Here is an 18,461-nt window from a genome sequence, read left to right as displayed (position 1 = left end):
CCTACCTGCAGCGCGGCACAGCAGCGTCCGTTTCGACGGACGTATGTCACCTCATTGACAGAGGCAAGCCTATGAATAGCTCAACAAATGCAACGAAACGCTGGTGGTACATCATGCCTATCGTGTTTATCACGTATAGCCTGGCGTACCTCGACCGCGCCAACTTCAGCTTCGCCTCCGCGGCAGGCATTACCGAAGACCTGGGCATCACCAAGGGGATCTCCTCCCTGCTGGGGGCCCTGTTCTTCCTCGGCTACTTCTTCTTCCAGATCCCCGGCGCTATCTATGCGGAGCGCCGCAGCGTTCGCAAACTGATCTTTATCTGCCTGATCCTGTGGGGCGGCTGCGCCTCCCTGACCGGGATTGTGCATAATATCCCGGCGCTGGCGGCCATTCGCTTTATCCTCGGCGTCGTCGAAGCGGCGGTGATGCCGGCGATGCTGATCTATATCAGCAACTGGTTCACCAAATCCGAGCGCTCGCGGGCCAATACCTTCCTGATCCTCGGCAACCCGGTGACGGTCCTGTGGATGTCGGTGGTCTCCGGCTACCTGATTCAGGCCTTCGGCTGGCGGGAAATGTTCATCATCGAAGGGGTGCCGGCGGTGATCTGGGCCTTCTGCTGGTGGGTGCTGGTGAAAGATAAACCGTCGCAGGTATCCTGGCTGGCGGAGAGTGAAAAAGCCGCGCTGCAGGAACAACTGGATCGTGAACAGCAGGGCATCAAAGCGGTGCGTAACTATGGCGAGGCCTTCCGCTCCCGCAACGTGATCCTGCTCTGCGCTCAGTACTTTGCCTGGAGCATCGGCGTGTACGGTTTTGTACTGTGGCTGCCGTCGATTATCCGCAGCGGCGGCGAAAATATGGGGATGGTGGAAGTGGGCTGGCTCTCTTCGGTTCCGTACCTGGCGGCGACTATCGCCATGATCGTGGTCTCCTGGGCCTCCGATAAAATGCAGAACCGTAAACTGTTCGTCTGGCCGCTGCTGCTGATTGGCGGACTGGCCTTCATCGGCTCCTGGGCGGTCGGCGCCAACCACTTCTGGGTCTCTTACACCCTGCTGGTGGTGGCTGGTGCGGCAATGTATGCGCCTTACGGCCCCTTCTTCGCCATTATTCCGGAAATGCTGCCACGCAACGTCGCCGGCGGCGCGATGGCGCTGATCAACAGCATGGGCGCCCTGGGCTCCTTCTGCGGCTCGTGGTTTGTCGGCTACCTGAACGGCGCCACCGGCAGCCCCGCAGCTTCCTATATTTTTATGGGGGTGGCGCTTTTCGCCTCAGTATGGCTGACTTTGATTGTTAAGCCTGCTAATAATCAAAACCTTCCACTTGGCGCTCATCACGCCTGAACGACTCACACTACGGAGATTCGCATGAAGCCGTCTGTCATTCTCTATAAAACGCTTCCCGACGACCTGCTACAGCGTCTGGAGGAGCACTTTTCCGTCACTCAGGTGAAAAACCTGCGGCCGGAGACCGTTTCGCAGCACGCTGAGGCCTTCGCCCAGGCTGAGGGCCTGCTGGGCTCCAGCGAAAAGGTTGACGCCGCGCTGCTGGAGAAGATGCCGAAGCTGCGTGCGACCTCCACCGTGTCCGTTGGCTATGACAACTTCGACGTCGAGGCGCTGAACGCCCGCCGGGTGCTGCTGATGCATACCCCGACCGTGCTGACCGAGACCGTCGCCGACACGATCATGGCGCTGGTGCTGAGCACCGCCCGCCGGGTGGTGGAAGTGGCGGAGCGCGTCAAAGCGGGCGAGTGGACGAAGAGCATTGGGCCAGACTGGTTCGGCACCGACGTACACCATAAAACCTTAGGTATCGTCGGCATGGGCCGCATCGGCATGGCGCTGGCGCAGCGCGCCCACTTCGGGTTCGGCATGCCGATCCTGTACAACGCGCGCCGCCAGCATCCGCAGGCAGAAGAGCGCTTCAACGCCCGCTATTGCGATCTCGATACCCTGCTGCAGGAAGCCGATTTTGTCTGCCTGATCCTGCCCCTGAGCGAAGAGACCCACCATCTGTTCGGTCAGGCGCAGTTCGCCAAAATGAAGTCTTCCGCCATCTTTATTAACGCCGGGCGCGGCCCGGTGGTCGATGAGCAGGCGCTAATCGCCGCCCTGCAGGCGGGGGAGATTCACGCTGCCGGCCTTGATGTCTTCGAGCACGAGCCGCTGGCTAAAGATTCGCCGCTGCTGAGCCTGCCGAACGTCGTCGCGCTGCCGCATATCGGCTCCGCCACCCATGAGACGCGCTACAACATGGCGGCCTGCGCGGTGGATAACCTGATCGATGCCCTGAACGGCAAGGTCGAGAAAAACTGCGTCAATCCGCAGGTAAAATAAGCCATAAAAAAACCCGGGTAGCGGCGGCCATCGCCCTCCCCGGGTTCTTTTTGCATTCTGTCCGTCATCCAGCCCGTTCGCCGCAGCTCACGTCAGCCAGACGGGGCATTAGCGGGTGGCGTTCACCGCCGCCGTCCATGCCTGATTAAACGCCTGATGCTGCGCCGCCAGCGGCCCAATCAGCGCATTATACTGGCTGGCCTGCTGCGAGGTCGGGAACTGAATGCCGTTGGCCACAAAGCTCACCTGGGTCCCCTGCTGAGCGACAAAATCCCCCACCTGAACCAGCTGCTGGGTAAAGATCTGCGCGGCCGGGATCAGCGGCTGCAGCGCGTCGGCTGGCGCGGTGACGACCTTGGCGTATACCTGATCGAAGACCGGCTTGAGATCGTCAGCCTGCTTCAGAGCGCCATGCGCGGCATCAGCCTGCATTTTGGCATTCTGCAGCTGCTGGCTGAGCACGCCCAGCGCGCCGTTCGCCTGACGCAGCGGCTCGCGCTGGGTCATATAGTCCTGCGGAACGCGGATCGCATTGACGCTATCCACCACCGGGCGCAGACCAGCGTCCATCGCCTGGCTCACCTGCTGCGAGTAGCCGTAGATCACCGCGTAGTCAGAGACAAACGGCCCAAACTGTTTTTTCTGATCGGCGGTCAGCGTCGGCAGTCGTTCACCGCTACGCATCGCCGTATTCTGCAGGAAGTCGATAAACGCTTTGCGCTGATCGCCCTCTTTATCAAAACACCCACTCAGGCTAACCACCATTAATAAGGCCGCCATAGCCGCAAACCAGCGAGAGCAGGACTTTCCTGTCGCCATTTTTTTACTCCTTTCAGCCAAAAAAAGCGCACAAAGACACACACGTGCCAGACGCTGACAAGGATAGTCCAGCTCGGCCTCGCAGGATACCTTTTACTGCTAATCTTACGCAGGAAAAACGCCATTCCATACGCCGCTATCGCCGCCTGGCGCGTCTGTTATGCGCATCACAAATATGCGCTTTAAATCAGGCCGACGCATATCACGTAATTTATTGATATTCTTTAAACAAAAAATCCATCAACCGGCGCCTCGCCCGGAAGCGGACGATAATCGCACGCTTTGGCGCGCGCCCGGATTGCCTGGTCAGCGCTTCAATGATTTGATGAATGAGCGATTAACGGCGATGCGTTCGATTATCGCACAAATCAAACTCAATGACGCGAAGGCGACGATAATAACAAACCTCTGTCCCTCGCTCAGTCTGCCAGGAAAGCCGTATGACTAAGACAACCATCGACATTCAGGCCTTTATCAACGAGCACCCCTTCACCCGCTACCAGTGGATGATCCTCGCGCTCTGCTTCATCACCGTCGCGATGGACGGGTTCGACACCGCGATCATCGGATTCATCGCCTCCGACCTGGTCCAGGAGTGGGGCGTGGAAAAATCCGCCCTCGGCCCGGTGATGAGCGCTGCGCTGGTGGGCCTGGCCGTCGGCGCGTTAACCGCGGGACCGCTGGCTGATCGTATCGGCCGCAAGAAAGTGCTGATTATGTCGATCGTGGTGTTCGGCGGATTCAGCCTGCTCACCGCCTTTGCCACCAGCCTTAACCAACTGACGCTGCTGCGCTTTCTGACCGGCCTGGGCCTTGGCGCAGCGATGCCCAATGCCGCCACGTTAATGAGCGAATATGCGCCGGAGCGCCGTCGGGCGCTGCTGGTGAACCTGATGTTCGTCGGCTTTCCGATGGGATCGTCGCTGGGCGGCTTTTTATCCGCCTGGATGATCCCGCACTATGGCTGGCAGAGCGTGCTGGTGCTGGGCGGCGTGATGCCTCTCCTGCTGGCGGTGGCTTTAATTTTCCTGCTGCCGGAGTCCGCCCGCTATCTGGTGGTGAAGCGTCAGCCGGCGCAGCGCATTGCCGCCATCCTGCGGCGTATCGCGCCGCTGCCGGAGGCGGTGGAATTTGAGCTGCGCGAAGCAGGCCAGGTGAAAGAGAAGTCGGCTATCGGCGTCATTTTCTCCCCGCGCTACGCAGTGGGTACCGTGATGCTGTGCCTGACCTACTTCATGGGTCTGCTGATCTTCTATCTCCTGACCAGCTGGCTGCCGCTGCTGATCCGTGAAACCGGCGCATCGATGAGTCAGGCCTCCATTATCACCGCTCTGTTCCCGCTCGGCGGCGGAATTGGCGTGCTGATCCTTGGCGCCCTGATGGACAAGATCAACCCCAATAAGGTAGTGGCCGTCGGCTGGCTGCTGACCGGCGTTTTCGTCTGTCTGGTCGGCTTCTCCACCAGCAGCCTGGCGCTGATGGGAGTGATGGTGTTTATCGCCGGCAGTATTATGAACGGCGCGCAGTCGTCGATGCCGGCGCTGGCGGCAGGCTTCTACCCGACGCAAGGGCGCGCCACCGGCGTCGCCTGGATGCTGGGTATCGGCCGCTTCGGCGGGATCCTCGGTGCGTTCAGCGGCGCCTTCCTGATGCAGGCCCAGCTCTCTTTTGAGACCATTTTCACCCTGCTGGCCATCCCGGCGTTCCTGTCAGCCATCGCGCTGCTGATTAAATACCGGGTCAGTAAATCAGCGCCCGTGGCGACAGAGGACGCGAGAGGTCTGCAGAAAGCCTGATCGATAAGCCGGCGGCCCGCGCCGGCTTTGCCGCTTTTTTCTTATCCGTTTACAAAAATTTTCGAAGCTACGCCATCGCGTTAGTAATCATTCTCTTAGGCCCCGTTGCCGTTTGGCTGACGGGGCCGATTCGATAACCTGCTGGCAAATAATCACGGACGTTACCATCCTTTACGCCTTTTTCTGACTATTCTTAAAGAGCTTTAGAAAAATCTCTTCCGCTGTGTGATAAAAGGAGTTCTCAATGGAATATAAAGATCCCGTGTTTGAACTGCTGAGCAGCCTGGAACACATCGTTTTTAAGGAAGATAATCAGACACTTACCTCAAACCGTAAGTCCACTGTGTTTAGTGAATTTGAACAGCTGCGTAAAGGCACTGGACTTAAGATTGACGACTTCGCCAACGCCATGGGCGTGAGCGTCGCCATGGTAAGAGAGTGGGAGTCGAGACGGGTAAGACCGTCCCCCACAGAGCTGAAATTAATGCGCCTGATTCAGGCCAATCCGCAGCTTTCAAGACAGTTACTCGATTAATCCAGCGCGCAGCGGCAAGGGCCAGTAAGGGAGCTTTTGCCACTGCGCCGTAAAAAAAAGTTTGCTATCAGGTGCTGAACGTGCGTTAATGCTCGCAGGTTTGATGTACAGACCACAGAGCAGTCGAATAGAGCAGTCCTTCTAAGGTTATCCAAAGATACCCCCGTAGTGAACTTTCCCTTTATCGCTTTAAATCTGTAGTCCAGACCGCTACGCCGCAAGGCTCACTTATTTTTTTAAAGGTAATTCACTATGTCCGGTAAAATGACTGGTATCGTAAAATGGTTCAACGCTGACAAAGGCTTCGGCTTCATCACTCCTGACGATGGCTCTAAAGACGTGTTCGTACACTTCTCTGCTATCCAGAACGATGGCTACAAATCCCTGGACGAAGGTCAGAAAGTCTCCTTCACCATCGAAAGCGGCGCTAAAGGCCCGGCAGCTGGCAACGTAACTTCTCTGTAAGTTCAAGCCGCTAAGAATCGAGAATCCCTGCCTGATGGCGGGGATTTTTTTTATCTGTCGCCAGCCGCCGCCAGCATACGATGGCGGCTGCCGGGCATTCAGAGTCGGGTATCGTGCCAGCCCGTTTCCCCCCACGTCAGGCTGTGGGTGAGTTTCAACCCCTGCAGAAACGCCTCGTCATGCGACACCACCACCAACGCGCCGGGAAACGTCGCCAGCGCACACTCAATGGCCTGTGTCGACGCTAAATCGAGATGGTTGGTCGGCTCATCGAGCAACAGCAGCTGGGCCGGATCGCGTCGCCAGAGTACGCAGGCCAGGGCCGCTTTCAGGCGTTCGCCGCCGCTGAGCGCCGCCAGCGGCAGGTTGACCTTATCGGCGCCCAGCTGCAGCTGCGCCAGACGGGTCCGCAGCAGCCCCTCATCCAGCGGAGTATCGTCCAGGCTCAGATGCGTTATCACCGATAACGACAGATCCAGCTGCGTCAGATGTTGATCCAGATAAGCGGCGCTCACCGACAGCCGGACATCGCCTGAGGCGGCCTGCTCCAGCCCCAGCAGCGTTTTCAGCAAGGTAGTTTTGCCGCAGCCGTTCGGCCCTCGCAGCGCAACGCGCATCGGACCATCCATGCGCCAGTCCAGCGGCGCAGCGGGGGAATGGGCGAGCTGCAATGCTTCCACGACCAGCACCTGCTTGCCCGCCGCCACTTCGCTGCCTGGCAGGGTGAACATCACCGGCGTATCCTCTTCCACCCGCTCTCGCGCCTGCTGCACCGCGCCATTCAGACTGCTGTTCTGTTCACGATGCTGACGGCGCAGCGTTTCCGGACGCTCTTTTGCCGCGCCTTTGTACTTCACGCGTTCGAAAGAGGCGATATTCAGGGTATCAACGGTACGCAGTGTCTGCGCCGAGCGCCGCTGGGCAGCATCATGCTCTTTTTGCATTCGCGCGCGGGTGCGTCGCCGCTCGGTCGTCGCATGGTCCAGCGCCGCGCGCGCGGCCTGCTGCTCCGCCTCGCGCTGCCGCTGATATTCGTCATAGTTGCCGCCGTAGCTGCGCAGCGCCGTCGGCGTCAGCTCGATGATCCTCGGCATCCGCGCCAGCAGTTGACGATCGTGGCTGGCGATCAAAGCTCCGCCGTGCCAGTTTTCCAGTTGCTGATAGAGCCACTCTCGCCCCTCACTGTCCAGATGGTTGGTGGGCTCATCCAGCAGCAGATAATCGGCGCTCGAAACAAAGGCGCCGCACAGCAGGGCCTTCATCCGCTCGCCGCCGCTGAGTGAAAAAGCGGGACGATCGGCAGAGAACGGCGGGAGACCGGCATCACGGAAAGCTAAACTCAGCCGATCGGGGAGATCCCAGTGGCCATCCAATAGCTCGAAATCGTCGGCCAGTCCATGACCCTGTTCAAGGCGGTACAAGGCGTCAAAGACCGGCGCATAGCCCAGCAGCGTAGCGAGGGTGGTCTCCGGCGTAAGCGTCGGCTGCTGCGCCACCCAGGCAATGGAAGCCGCGCGCTCGATATGGCCACCGGCAGGAGAATCCAGGCCCGCCAGCAGGCGCAACAGACGCGACTTACCGACGCCGTTCCGGCCGACCAGACCGCAAAGGGACGGTTCCAGCGAGACGTTGAGAGGACCAAACAGGGTCTGCCCCGTCGCAAACTGACAGGTGACCTGATGTAAAACAAAAGCGGGGATGTGGGCGCAATGAGCCATAAGCACTCCTGAATGAAATCAATACTCCCCTACCCGCAACGTCTGCGAGGTAAGGCGTGAAGTTCATCAGTCGTGTTTGTTCATTTGTAGGGCGCGCTCCAGTGAGACGAGGGATTCGTCGGGGCATAGGATAGCCACACTCCGCTATGAATTTCAAGCCCGTTTAATTCAACAATCGTTTAAAAATAAAAAGGCCTCCTGATATCAGGAGGCAAATGATTTATTTGGTGAACAATGAAAGGGTGCATTGAGAATGCCTGACACTGCAAGCATAGTGGGGATAGATCCCCGCCAGATGCTCTTACTGTTTACTATCACAGGCTAAGAATGCCACCAGCTCACTATTTCCCTGCCTGAGCTGTAATTCACATAGCGAATCACGAACCATCCAGGTCAATAATAAAACAGTGAAGCAAATCACTATTAAGCCAAACAACAGATACTTTCGCGACACTCCTCGCCTACCGTGTTGATTTTCAACAAGTAAGAGGCTACGCTTATGGTGTTTATGCATTAGGGGAGCCTCACTTTGATGACTATCAGGTGGGGCTTTTCTCTGTCTGTCTCCCGCTGAATACCTGAGACACACAGTCTCAAGCACCCGCCGCCATTCTAGCGTAAATAACTTGCGGAATTATGTTTATATATTCTTAAAATATTTTTTATTGATCAATGAAAATAATGAAAATATCAACGCCTGAATTATTAGCGGTTCGACCACTTATATTTCAGGTATAAAAAAACCTGCCCTGAGGCAGGTTTTTTTATTACCGATACGCTTACTGCAGCAGAGAAATATCCGCCACCTGCAGGAACAGTTCACGCAGTTTGGACAGCAGCGTCAGACGGTTGATGCGGACATCTTTGTCTTCGGCGTTGACCATCACGTTTTCGAAGAACTCATCCACCGGCTCGCGCAGGGCGGCCAGCTCAATCAGCGCATCCTGATAGCGGCCTGCGGCGAAGTACGGCTGCAGCTTGTCGCGCAGCACCACCAGATTGCCCGCCAGCTTAATTTCCGCCGCTTCTTTCAGCACGGAAGCGTGAACGATGTCGTTCAGCGTCTCGTCGGATTTCGCGAGGATGTTGGAGACACGTTTGTTCGCCGCCGCCAGCGCAGAGGACTCTTCCAGGGTACGGAAGTGCGATACGGCTTTCATGCGCGCATCGAAATCCGCCGGGCGGGTTGGACGACGCGCCAGTACCGCCTGGATAGTGTCGACGCCGTAGCCTTCGTCCTGATACCAGGCGCGGAAGCGGCCCAGCATAAAGTCGATCACGTCATCAACCACGTTGGCGTTGGTCAGCTTCTCACCGTACAGACGCACCGCTTCTTCGGTCAGCGTTTGCAGATCGAGGTTCAGGTTCTTCTCGACGATGATACGCAGGACGCCCAGCGCGGCGCGGCGCAGCGCAAACGGGTCTTTATCGCCTTTCGGGTGCTGGCCGATACCGAAGATACCCGCGAGGGTGTCCATCTTATCGGCAATCGCCACCGCGCAGGCCACCGGGTTAGACGGCAGCGCGTCGCCGGCAAAGCGCGGCTGATACTGTTCGTTCAGCGCCACGGCCACATCTTCCGCTTCGCCATCGTGGCGCGCGTAGTGCATCCCCATCACGCCCTGGGTGTCGGTGAACTCGAAGACCATGTTGGTCATCAGGTCGCACTTGGACAGCAGGCCCGCGCGGGTCGCGTGGTTCACGTCAGCGCCAATCTGCTCGGCAATCCAGCCCGCCAGCGCCTGAATGCGATCGGTCTTGTCGCGCAGCGTACCCAGCTGCTGCTGGAACAGCACGGTTTCCAGACGCGGCAGGTTGTCTTCCAGACGTTTTTTACGGTCGGTGTTGAAGAAGAACTCGGCGTCGGCCAGACGCGGACGGACCACCTTCTCGTTACCGGAGATGATCTGCTGCGGATCTTTCGACTCGATGTTGGCGACGAAGATGAAGTTCGGCAGCAGCTTACCGGCGTTGTCGTAAACCGGGAAGTACTTCTGGTCGCCCTTCATGGTGTAAACCAGCGCTTCAGACGGTACCGCGAGGAATTTTTCTTCGAACTTCGCCGTCAGCACCACCGGCCATTCCACCAGCGAGGTGACTTCTTCCAGCAGGCTTTCGCTCAGATCGGCTTGACCGCCAATCTTACGCGCCGCCTCTTCCGCATCGGCTTTGATTTTGGCTTTACGCTGTTCGTAATCGGCGATGACTTTACCGCGCTCCAGCAGGATCTGCGGGTACTGGTCGGCATGGTCGATGGTGAATTCCGGCTCGCCCATAAAGCGATGGCCGCGGATCACGCGATCGGACGGGATACCGAGGATAGTAGCCGGGATCACCTTGTCGCCCAGCAGCAGCGTGACGGTGTGAACCGGGCGCACGAAGTGGACGTCAGACGCGCCCCAGCGCATCAGTTTCGGGATCGGCAGCTTCGCCAGCGAGCTGGCAATCATGTTCGGCAGCAGCGCTTCGGTGCTTTCGCCCTTCACATGGGCGCGATACAGCAGCCACTCGCCTTTGTCCGTAGTCAGACGTTCGGCCTGATCGACGGTAATACCGCAGCCGCGCGCCCAGCCTTCGGCCGCTTTGCTTGGCTTGCCTTCGGCATCGAACGCCTGGGCAACGGCCGGGCCGCGTTTTTCCACTTCGCGATCGGCTTGCGCCGCCGCCAGGTTAGCCACCTTCAGCGCCAGACGACGCGGGGCGGCAAACCATTCCACTTTACCGTGCGCGAGGCCGGCGTTATCCAGCTCCGCGGTCACGTTCGCAGCAAAAGATTCCGCCAGGCTGCGCAGCGCTTTTGGTGGCAGCTCTTCAGTGCCGATTTCCACCAGAAAAGTATTCTCAGACATGGCCGCCTCTTATTTATTCTTGTTGCACATCGGGAAGCCGAGCGCTTCACGGGAAGCGTAGTACGCTTCCGCCACGGCTTTCGTCAGGGTGCGAATGCGCAGGATATAGCGCTGACGCTCGGTGACGGAGATGGCTTTACGCGCATCCAGCAGGTTGAAGCTGTGAGCCGCTTTCAGAATGCGCTCGTAGGCCGGCAGCGGCAGCGGGGTCTCCAGCGCCAGCAGATGCTGGGCCTCTTTCTCATACTGCTCGAAGCAGGAGAAGAGGAAATCGACGTCGGCGTATTCGAAGTTATAGGTGGACTGCTCCACTTCGTTCTGGTGGAACACGTCGCCGTAAGTGGTTTTACCCAGCGGGCCATCGCTCCAGACCAGGTCGTAGACGCTGTCGACGCCCTGGATATACATCGCCAGACGCTCCAGGCCGTAGGTGATCTCGCCGGTCACCGGCTTACACTCCAGGCCGCCCACCTGCTGGAAGTAGGTGAACTGCGTCACTTCCATGCCGTTGAGCCACACTTCCCAACCCAGACCCCAGGCCCCCAGCGTCGGGTTTTCCCAGTTGTCTTCGACGAAGCGAATGTCGTGAATGGTCGGGTCCATACCCAGCTCTTTCAGCGACCCGAGGTACAGCTCCTGGATGTTGTCCGGAGAAGGCTTAATCACCACCTGGAACTGATAGTAATGCTGTAAACGGTTCGGGTTTTCGCCATAGCGGCCATCGGTTGGACGACGGGAAGGCTGTACGTAGGCGGTCGCCATCGGCTCCGGCCCTAACGCGCGCAGGCAGGTCATCGGGTGAGAGGTGCCGGCGCCGACTTCCATGTCCAGTGGTTGAACAATGGTGCAGCCCTGACGAGCCCAGTAATCCTGTAAGGTCAGGATCAGGCCCTGGAAGGTCCTGGTATCAAACTTTTGCATATGATTTCGTGCTGGATACGTGTGGATTTAAAGGAAGGAGTCAGTATACCCGCTGGCTGCGAGATATACAGTACGAAACGGCGTAGTTTCAGGAAAACGGACGAAATTTACGCCAGGCGGGGTCGATTCAGCGCATCGAAAGATGCATAAACTGGCCGTCGGGGTCAAAGGAACAGATGAAACGTTCATTCTTGCCGGTACGACCCGACAGCTCATAGCTCGCCTGGAATTGTTCAAGATGGTTCACGTCAACTAACTGCGTTTGCGTGTTATAGCGGATAGCGGCCTGATCCTTGCAAAGCTGCGCCATATTGAGCGTAGTTTGCGGTGTAATATGCGCGCGCTGCGCCTTTTGCGCCGGCGGGGAAACGGTCTCGCTGCAGCCCGCAAGGAGCAGCGCCAGCATTATGGAAACGACACCTTTCACCACGTTCTCCTCCACCGCCTTGTCAGCAAGTTGTTATCGCAAAGATCCAGTATTACAGGTATTTTGCGAATATCATGAAACAGCGACAAGTCTGTGATCAAAAACTCAGACTAATCTCGTGCGACACCGGGGCATAAGGCGGGTCAGACCTTATATCGCCAGTAGACTTTGAGGGACTGATGCAAGAAAAGATACACTGGATCACCAACCTGCGCGGCATTGCCTGCATGATGGTGGTGATGATCCACAGTACCAGCTGGTATATCACTCATCCGCATGCGATTACCCTGCTGCAATGGGATATCGCCAATCTGCTCAATTCCGCTTCCCGCGTCAGCGTACCGCTGTTTTTTATGATCTCGGGGTATCTGTTTTTTGGGGAACGCAGCGCCCAGCCGCGCCATTTCTGGCGGATTGGCCTGTGCATTGCTTTCTATAGCGCGCTGTCTCTGCTGTATATCGCGCTGTTTACCCATATCAACGTCGAGCTGTCGTTAAAGAATTTGCTGCAGAAGCCTGTCTTCTACCACCTGTGGTTTTTCTTTGCTATCGCCGTTATCTATCTGCTCTCGCCGCTTATTCAGGTTAAATCCGTCAACGGCAAAATGCTGCTGGCGCTGATGGCGATCCTCGGCATTCTGGCCAACCCCAACATGGTTGGCGTCAAAGCCGCCGGGATTGAGTGGCTGCCGGTCAACCTCTATATCAATGGCGACACCTTTTATTACGTGCTCTACGGCGTGCTGGGCAGGGCCATTGGCACCCTGGATACCGATAAAAAATGGCTGAGCCCGCTCTGCGCCGCGCTGTTCCTCGCCGCCGTGTGGGTCATCTCCCGCGGCACGCTGCATGAGCTGCGCTGGCGCGGAGACTTCGGCGACACCTGGTATCTCTACTGCGGGCCGGCGGTGTTCGTTTGCGCGGTCGCCCTGCTGACGCTCGCCAAAAACTGGCTGAACGCGCGTCCCCTGCCCGGTATCGAATGTATTGCACGTCATTCTCTGGGAATTTACGGCTTCCATGCCCTGATTGTGCATGCGCTGCGCGCCAGCCATCTGGAACTGAGCCGCTGGCCGCTGCTGGATATTGTGTGGATTTTCAGCGCCGCCCTGCTCGGCAGCCTGCTGCTGTCCGGCCTGGTGCAGCGGGTTGATAGCCGGCGGCTGGTCAGTTAACGACCTGCCGCCGAGAGCGGGCCCGACTCACAGTTCAGGCCCCTCTTCCGGCACGCTGAGAGGCTCTCTTACACGGGTCGGGTCCCAGGCATCACGCACGTTTTTCTGCACCGCAACGGCGCCAAACAGGCTCAAAAAGTACGCCAGTCCATAGAACCCTTTCTCGCTGAGCAGCAGACTGGCATTCCACAACCCGATAACCAGCAGGCCAACGGCGATGACGAAGGCCACCAGACAGGTGGTGTAGTACAGCGCGGTGGTCGGAATGGCTTCATATTTATCGCGCACCGTCTTCTGATAAGACGCTGCGGCAAACAGCCCCAGCACCAGGACAGCAAAATAATAGCCTTTTTCATTCAACTGCATATCCGCATTCCACAGGCCGACCAGATAGGTGGCGATGCCGCCGATCAGGGCAATCCAGGAGATTAAATGAAAGGCCGGAGAATACGTCGCGTGCTTGTTTTCCATTACTTTTACCTCTTACGCGCCCACGGATGGCGCTTATTCCGTTTTTTGCATCGCGCAGGCGACGCGGATCCGTTCGGGGGTTGCCGATGCGCCATATAAGCAGACAAACCATGCCGCGATATAGACGGCTTTTTCATGCCAGCCTGCCGGCACATACCAGGCGCCCACCAGCAGCAGGCCGACCGATAGCAGCAGCACCAACCGGCATAAGGCAATAAAACCGTCGTCCTGTTCCTGCCACCGTCTGGCGCGCTGATGGGCGAGGACGGCAAACATCCCCATCACCAGTACGCCGAGAAAATAACCTTTACCGCTAAACAACGGGCAGGTTCGCCAGATACCGAGCAGATAAACCAGCGATCCTGCTGCCATCATCACCCTGGCAATATTGCGTTTTGTGTTCATCTCACCTCCCTGGTCGACAGGGGCTGATTATGACCGACTCCCCCGGCGATGCCTCAGGTTACGCACGGCCAAACGGAGATTTCGGAATAAACAAATACGCTTTTTTGGATGGATGTAGCCGGGACATTCAGGGAAGTAATCCGCCCGGCGTTGCCGGACGGACTGAGGCTATGACATCAGCGGTTTCAGCTGCTGATAAATCTGGCGGAAGGTTTCCCGCTGTGGCGCATAGTGGGCCACTCGGCGATCGTCCGGGCGATGCGCTTGCTCAAGCGGCAGCGGCGTCAACAGCCCGGCGCGGTTGGCTTCGCCGTGCACCGCCAGCTGCGCCAGCCTGGCCGCCCCCAGCGCCGGGCCGACGTCGCCCCCGGTACGATAATCGAGCTGCTGGCCGCTGATATCCGCCAGCATTTGTCGCCAGTAAGCGCTACGCGCCCCGCCGCCGATAAGGGTGATGCTCTGCGGCTTGATGCCGCAGGCGTGAACCACGTCCATGCCGTCCGCCAGCGCATAGCCCACCCCCTCCAGCACCGCCCGCGCCAGCTCTGCCGGCCCATGCTGATGCGTCAGGCCGAAGAAGACGCCCTTGGCCTGCGGGTTGTTGTGCGGCGTGCGTTCGCCCGACAGATAGGGCAGGAACCACACCGGACCAGCGCTCTCGTCGGCTGACTGCGCCGCCGCAATCAGCGCCGGCACGCTGGCGAGACCGGTTAATTTCGCCGCCCAGTCCAGACAGGAAGCCGCGCTGAGCATCACCGACATCAGATGCCAGCGGCCCGGCAGCGCATGGCAAAAGCTATGCACTGCGCTTTCAGGCTTGCTGAGGAACCCTTCGCTGACCGCGAAATACACACCTGAAGTGCCCAGCGACAGCATCGCCTGACCGGCATCGGCCATGCCGACCCCGACCGCGCCGGCGGCGTTGTCGCCGCCGCCCCCTACCACCAGCGCCTGTGGCATATTCCACGCCTGCGCCACCTCCGGACGCAGCTGCCCGGTGACGTCGCTGCCTTCAAACAGCGCCGGCATCGCGTCCCGGCTGAGATCGCAGGCGGCGAGCATCTCATCGCTCCAGTCGCGTCGGGCGACGTCCATCCACAGGGTACCGGCGGCGTCAGACATATCGCTGGCAAGCTCGCCGGTCATCCGCAGACGCAGATAATCCTTCGGCAACAGCACTTTATCGACCTGGCTGAACACCGCCGCCTCGTGGCGCTGCACCCACAAGAGCTTCGGCGCCGTAAAGCCCGGCATCATCAGGTTGCCTGTGATTTGCCGGGAAGCGCTGACTTTTTCCTCCAGCAGCTGGCACTCTTCGCCGCAGCGGCCGTCATTCCATAAAATGGCAGGACGCAGCACCTGTAGCGATTTATCCAGCAGGGTGGCGCCGTGCATCTGCCCGGCGATCCCCAGCGCCTTCACGTCGCGCAGACTATGCTGCGCGCCCAGGGCTTTCATCGCCGTGTCCGTAGCCTGCCACCACTGCTCGGGATCTTGTTCCGACCACAGCGAATGCGGACGCGAGACGGTGAGTTTTTCGGTATGCGATGCCACCACATCACCCTGCTCATTGAGCAGAATGGCTTTGACGCCCGATGTCCCCAGATCGATGCCGATATACATACTTCCTCTCCTTAAACGCGCGCCACGGCTGAGCGTGGCGCGAACAGAGCATCCTGGTGGCGGTCCCGGTCACGCCGGGCGCCGCCGCATGATTACTTGTCAAACAGATAATGGTTGACCAGGTTTTCCAGTTGTTCCTGCTGGCCGCTGCGATGCTGCGGCGCCAGCTGATGCTGAGCGGCGTACTGGGCAATGTCGCTGAGGGCCATCTGCCCGTTAAGGATCTGCTGCCCCAGCTCGCCGTTCCAGCCGGCGTAGCGTTTGGCCACGCGTTTATCCAGCTCACCGTCTTCGATCATCCGCGCCGCGACCTTCAGCGACAGCGCCATGGTATCCATCGCGCCGATATGGCCGTAGAACAGATCGTATTTGTCGGTGCTCTGACGGCGCACTTTCGCATCAAAATTGAGGCCGCCGGTGGTGAAGCCGCCCGCTTTGAGAATTTCATACATCACCAGCGCGTTCTCTTCGACGCTGTTCGGGAACTGGTCGGTATCCCAGCCCAGCTGCGGATCGCCGCGGTTGGCGTCGACGGAACCGAACAGCCCCAGCGCGATGGCCGTCGCGATCTCATGATGGAACGAGTGGCCGGCAAGGGTCGCATGGTTGGCTTCAATGTTCAGTTTAATCTCTTTTTCCAGACCAAACTGCTTGAGGAAGCCGTACACGGTAGAGGCGTCATAATCATACTGATGCTTGGTAGGCTCCTGCGGTTTGGGCTCGATCAGCAGCGTGCCTTTAAAGCCGATTTTATGCTTATGCTCCACCACCAGCTGCATAAAGCGGCCAATCTGTTCACGCTCCTGGCGCAGGTCGGTATTCAGCAGGGTTTCATAGCCCTCGCGACCGCCCCACAGGACATAGTTTTCGCCGCCCAGCTGATGGGTGGCATTCATGGCGGTAACCACCTGGGTGGCCGCCCAGCTAAACACTTCCGGGTCCGGGTTGGTGGCCGCGCCGGCGCCGTAGCGCGGGTTGGTGAAGCAGTTTGCGGTCCCCCACAGGAGCTTGACGCCGCTCTGCTGCTGCTTCTCCGCCAGCACCTCGACCATCCGGGCGAAGTTATTGCTGTACTCCTTGAGCGAACTCCCTTCCGGCGAGACGTCAACGTCGTGGAAGCAGTAGTAAGGCACGTTGAGTTTATGGAAAAATTCGAACGCCACATCGGCTTTGCGTTTGGCCATCTCCAGGGCGTCGCCAGGCTGCTGCCATGGGCGGTCGAAGGAGCCCACGCCAAACATATCGGCGCCATTCCAGCAGAAGGTGTGCCAGTAACAGGCCGCAAAACGCAGATGATCTTCCATCCGTTTGCCCAGCACCAGTTCATCCGGGTTGTAATGACGGAAAGCCAGCGGGTTAGCGGATTTCGGGCCTTCGTAACGAACGCGATCGAGTTGATCGAAATAGGTCTGCATAGAGAACTCCATATTCAGAGATGCGGCGAATAACCAATCAGATACCCTAAATAATTCGAGTTGCAGGAAGGCGGCAGGAGCGCGAGTCCCCGATAACCAGGGGGCGAAGCAACGAATGTCACCAACACACCTACAACTTGAAGTATGACGGGTTTAAGCCAATATAGAATTTCGCTTTCATTTTCCTCAATTACGTTATTTCACACCGCCATTGAGAGAATCCACAAACGTGCGCCAGCTCGCAAAAAATAATATCGGCGCGTTCTTCTGCCGTCCTGTCAGAGAGGTCCAGTGCAATAATAAGAGTGTGCATGAATAAAATACGATCGCCGTCATAATTTGCGCATTAAACGAAATTTCATAACTGCAAAATAAGAACCGGTAATTGCCAGCCCTGCTTTCCGCGTTAAGAATCTGTAACGTATCCGCAACCTCATGTATCAAACATTATTTTTCCGTTCGTCTTACCTACCCTTACAAAAAAGGTATCGTTATTATGAAGATAAAGAACCTTTGCCTTACGCTTTGCGCCAGCTCCCTCCTGCTCGCCAGCATGGCGGGGATGGCGAAAGAAGTGAAGATTGGCATGGCCATCGACGATCTGCGTCTGGAACGCTGGCAGAAAGACCGCGATATTTTCGTCAATAAAGCGGAATCCTTAGGCGCCAAAGTTTTTGTCCAGTCCGCCAATGGCAATGAAGAAACGCAGATGTCGCAAATTGAAAACATGATCAACCGCGGCGTCGATGTCTTGGTCATTATTCCTTATAACGGTCAGGTGCTCAGTAACGTTATTAAAGAGGCCAAGCAGGAAGGTATTAAAGTGCTGGCCTATGATCGCATGATTAATAATGCCGATATTGATTTCTATATTTCTTTCGACAATGAAAAAGTCGGCGAAATGCAGGCGCAAAGCCTGGTCGACAAAGTGCCGCAGGGTAATTATTTTCTGATGGGCGGCTCGCCGGTGGATAATAACGCCAAGCTGTTCCGCGCCGGCCAGATGAAGATCCTCAAGCCGTATGTCGATGAGGGCAAAATTAAGATTGTCGGCGATCAGTGGGTTGACGGCTGGCTGCCGGAAAACGCGCTGAAAATAATGGAAAACGCGCTGACGGCGAATAATAACAAAATCGATGCCGTGGTGGCCTCCAATGACGCAACCGCCGGCGGCGCCATCCAGGCCTTAACCGCCCAGGGGCTGGCAGGCAAAGTGGCGATCTCCGGTCAGGATGCTGACCTGGCGGGCGTGAAGCGTATTATTTCCGGTACCCAGACGATGACCGTCTATAAACCGATTACCACCCTGGCCACCAATGCCGCCGAAATCGCCGTTGAGCTGGGCAACGATAAGCAGCCGAAGTCTGACACCACGCTGAATAACGGCTTAAAAGATGTCCCTTCGCGCCTGTTAACGCCAATTGAAGTGAATAAAGAGAATATCGACGCCACGGTGATTAAAGACGGTTTCCATAAAAAGAGTGAACTGTAATG

18 protein-coding genes are annotated in these 18,461 nt (G+C 57.8%); 8 read left to right on the top strand and 10 right to left on the bottom strand.

What is annotated here, in order from left to right:
• Nucleotides 1-71: 71 nt before the first annotated feature.
• The gene (locus L2I46_RS09775) at nucleotides 72-1,352 is read left to right on the top strand and encodes an MFS transporter (RefSeq protein ID WP_004205006.1); all 1,281 of its coding nucleotides are present in this window, start codon (nucleotides 72-74) and stop codon (nucleotides 1,350-1,352) included.
• Nucleotides 1,353-1,376: 24 nt separating this feature from the next.
• On the top strand, nucleotides 1,377-2,348 hold the full coding sequence (ghrB, locus tag L2I46_RS09770) for a glyoxylate/hydroxypyruvate reductase GhrB (RefSeq protein ID WP_023291320.1): 972 nt from the start codon (nucleotides 1,377-1,379) through the stop codon (nucleotides 2,346-2,348).
• A gap of 108 nt (nucleotides 2,349-2,456) precedes the next feature.
• On the opposite strand, the gene L2I46_RS09765 is transcribed toward ghrB, so the two are convergent.
• Nucleotides 2,457-3,167 carry a DUF3053 domain-containing protein gene (locus L2I46_RS09765; protein ID WP_002921929.1) on the bottom strand — a complete coding sequence of 237 codons (711 nt, stop codon included), beginning with the start codon at nucleotides 3,165-3,167 and terminating at the stop codon, nucleotides 2,457-2,459.
• Between the two features lie 160 nt (nucleotides 3,168-3,327).
• On the opposite strand from L2I46_RS09765, the gene L2I46_RS09760 reads away from it, so the two are divergent.
• The 4 genes from L2I46_RS09760 to cspE all read left to right on the top strand — a co-directional run bounded on the left by L2I46_RS09760 (nucleotide 3,328) and on the right by cspE (nucleotide 5,963).
• Nucleotides 3,328-3,615: a hypothetical protein gene (locus L2I46_RS09760; RefSeq protein ID WP_064158052.1), complete on the top strand. Its 288-nt coding sequence runs from the start codon at nucleotides 3,328-3,330 to the stop codon at nucleotides 3,613-3,615.
• Nucleotides 3,608-4,963 (top strand): MFS transporter, encoded by a 1,356-nt coding sequence (locus L2I46_RS09755; RefSeq protein WP_023291321.1) that lies wholly within the window; start codon nucleotides 3,608-3,610, stop codon nucleotides 4,961-4,963. The genes L2I46_RS09760 and L2I46_RS09755 overlap by 8 nt, the downstream gene beginning before the upstream one ends.
• 244 nt (nucleotides 4,964-5,207) lie before the next feature.
• Complete coding sequence (locus tag L2I46_RS09750; RefSeq protein WP_064183530.1) at nucleotides 5,208-5,498, top strand: HTH-type transcriptional regulator; 291 nt, start codon at nucleotides 5,208-5,210, stop codon at nucleotides 5,496-5,498.
• Between the two features lie 252 nt (nucleotides 5,499-5,750).
• Nucleotides 5,751-5,963, top strand: a complete 213-nt coding sequence (gene cspE, locus L2I46_RS09745) for a transcription antiterminator/RNA stability regulator CspE (RefSeq protein ID WP_000014594.1) — start codon at nucleotides 5,751-5,753, stop codon at nucleotides 5,961-5,963.
• Nucleotides 5,964-6,061: 98 nt separating this feature from the next.
• Here cspE and L2I46_RS09740 read toward each other — a convergent pair whose 3' ends face one another.
• The 5 genes from L2I46_RS09740 to L2I46_RS09720 all read right to left on the bottom strand — a co-directional run bounded on the left by L2I46_RS09740 (nucleotide 6,062) and on the right by L2I46_RS09720 (nucleotide 11,878).
• Nucleotides 6,062-7,681, bottom strand: a complete 1,620-nt coding sequence (locus L2I46_RS09740) for an ATP-binding cassette domain-containing protein (RefSeq protein WP_236947809.1) — start codon at nucleotides 7,679-7,681, stop codon at nucleotides 6,062-6,064.
• 301 nt (nucleotides 7,682-7,982) lie between these two features.
• Nucleotides 7,983-8,135 carry a type I toxin-antitoxin system toxin HokA gene (hokA, locus tag L2I46_RS09735; protein ID WP_032454338.1) on the bottom strand — a complete coding sequence of 51 codons (153 nt, stop codon included), beginning with the start codon at nucleotides 8,133-8,135 and terminating at the stop codon, nucleotides 7,983-7,985.
• A 325-nt stretch (nucleotides 8,136-8,460) separates the two neighbouring features.
• On the bottom strand, nucleotides 8,461-10,530 hold the full coding sequence (gene glyS, locus L2I46_RS09730) for a glycine--tRNA ligase subunit beta (RefSeq protein ID WP_023291325.1): 2,070 nt from the start codon (nucleotides 10,528-10,530) through the stop codon (nucleotides 8,461-8,463).
• Between the two features lie 9 nt (nucleotides 10,531-10,539).
• Nucleotides 10,540-11,451 carry a glycine--tRNA ligase subunit alpha gene (glyQ, locus tag L2I46_RS09725; RefSeq protein ID WP_023291326.1) on the bottom strand — a complete coding sequence of 304 codons (912 nt, stop codon included), beginning with the start codon at nucleotides 11,449-11,451 and terminating at the stop codon, nucleotides 10,540-10,542.
• Between the two features lie 127 nt (nucleotides 11,452-11,578).
• Entirely contained in the window at nucleotides 11,579-11,878 is a 300-nt protein-coding gene (locus L2I46_RS09720; RefSeq protein ID WP_072096573.1) for a YsaB family lipoprotein, read from the bottom strand.
• 179 nt (nucleotides 11,879-12,057) lie between these two features.
• Between L2I46_RS09720 and L2I46_RS09715 the strand changes: the two genes are divergently transcribed.
• Nucleotides 12,058-13,053: an acyltransferase gene (locus tag L2I46_RS09715; protein WP_085551482.1), complete on the top strand. Its 996-nt coding sequence runs from the start codon at nucleotides 12,058-12,060 to the stop codon at nucleotides 13,051-13,053.
• Between the two features lie 27 nt (nucleotides 13,054-13,080).
• Here L2I46_RS09715 and yiaA read toward each other — a convergent pair whose 3' ends face one another.
• The 4 genes from yiaA to xylA form a co-directional block, all read right to left on the bottom strand.
• Entirely contained in the window at nucleotides 13,081-13,524 is a 444-nt protein-coding gene (gene yiaA, locus L2I46_RS09710) for an inner membrane protein YiaA (protein ID WP_032454340.1), read from the bottom strand.
• Between the two features lie 33 nt (nucleotides 13,525-13,557).
• Entirely contained in the window at nucleotides 13,558-13,929 is a 372-nt protein-coding gene (gene yiaB / locus L2I46_RS09705; protein ID WP_032454341.1) for an inner membrane protein YiaB, read from the bottom strand.
• A gap of 168 nt (nucleotides 13,930-14,097) precedes the next feature.
• Entirely contained in the window at nucleotides 14,098-15,552 is a 1,455-nt protein-coding gene (gene xylB, locus L2I46_RS09700; protein ID WP_236947808.1) for a xylulokinase, read from the bottom strand.
• Nucleotides 15,553-15,644: 92 nt separating this feature from the next.
• Nucleotides 15,645-16,967 carry a xylose isomerase gene (gene xylA, locus L2I46_RS09695; protein WP_032454343.1) on the bottom strand — a complete coding sequence of 441 codons (1,323 nt, stop codon included), beginning with the start codon at nucleotides 16,965-16,967 and terminating at the stop codon, nucleotides 15,645-15,647.
• A 496-nt stretch (nucleotides 16,968-17,463) separates the two neighbouring features.
• On the opposite strand from xylA, the gene xylF reads away from it, so the two are divergent.
• A complete protein-coding gene (gene xylF / locus L2I46_RS09690) occupies nucleotides 17,464-18,459 on the top strand; it encodes a D-xylose ABC transporter substrate-binding protein (protein WP_023291333.1) in 996 nt (331 codons plus the stop codon).
• Nucleotides 18,460-18,461: the final 2 nt, after the last annotated feature.

It is taken from the genome of Klebsiella sp. 2019SCSN059, from assembly GCF_021739525.1.
GTDB classification, from domain to species: Bacteria; Pseudomonadota; Gammaproteobacteria; order Enterobacterales; family Enterobacteriaceae; genus Klebsiella; species Klebsiella quasipneumoniae.
This window is presented reverse-complemented; position numbering and strand designations above follow the sequence as displayed.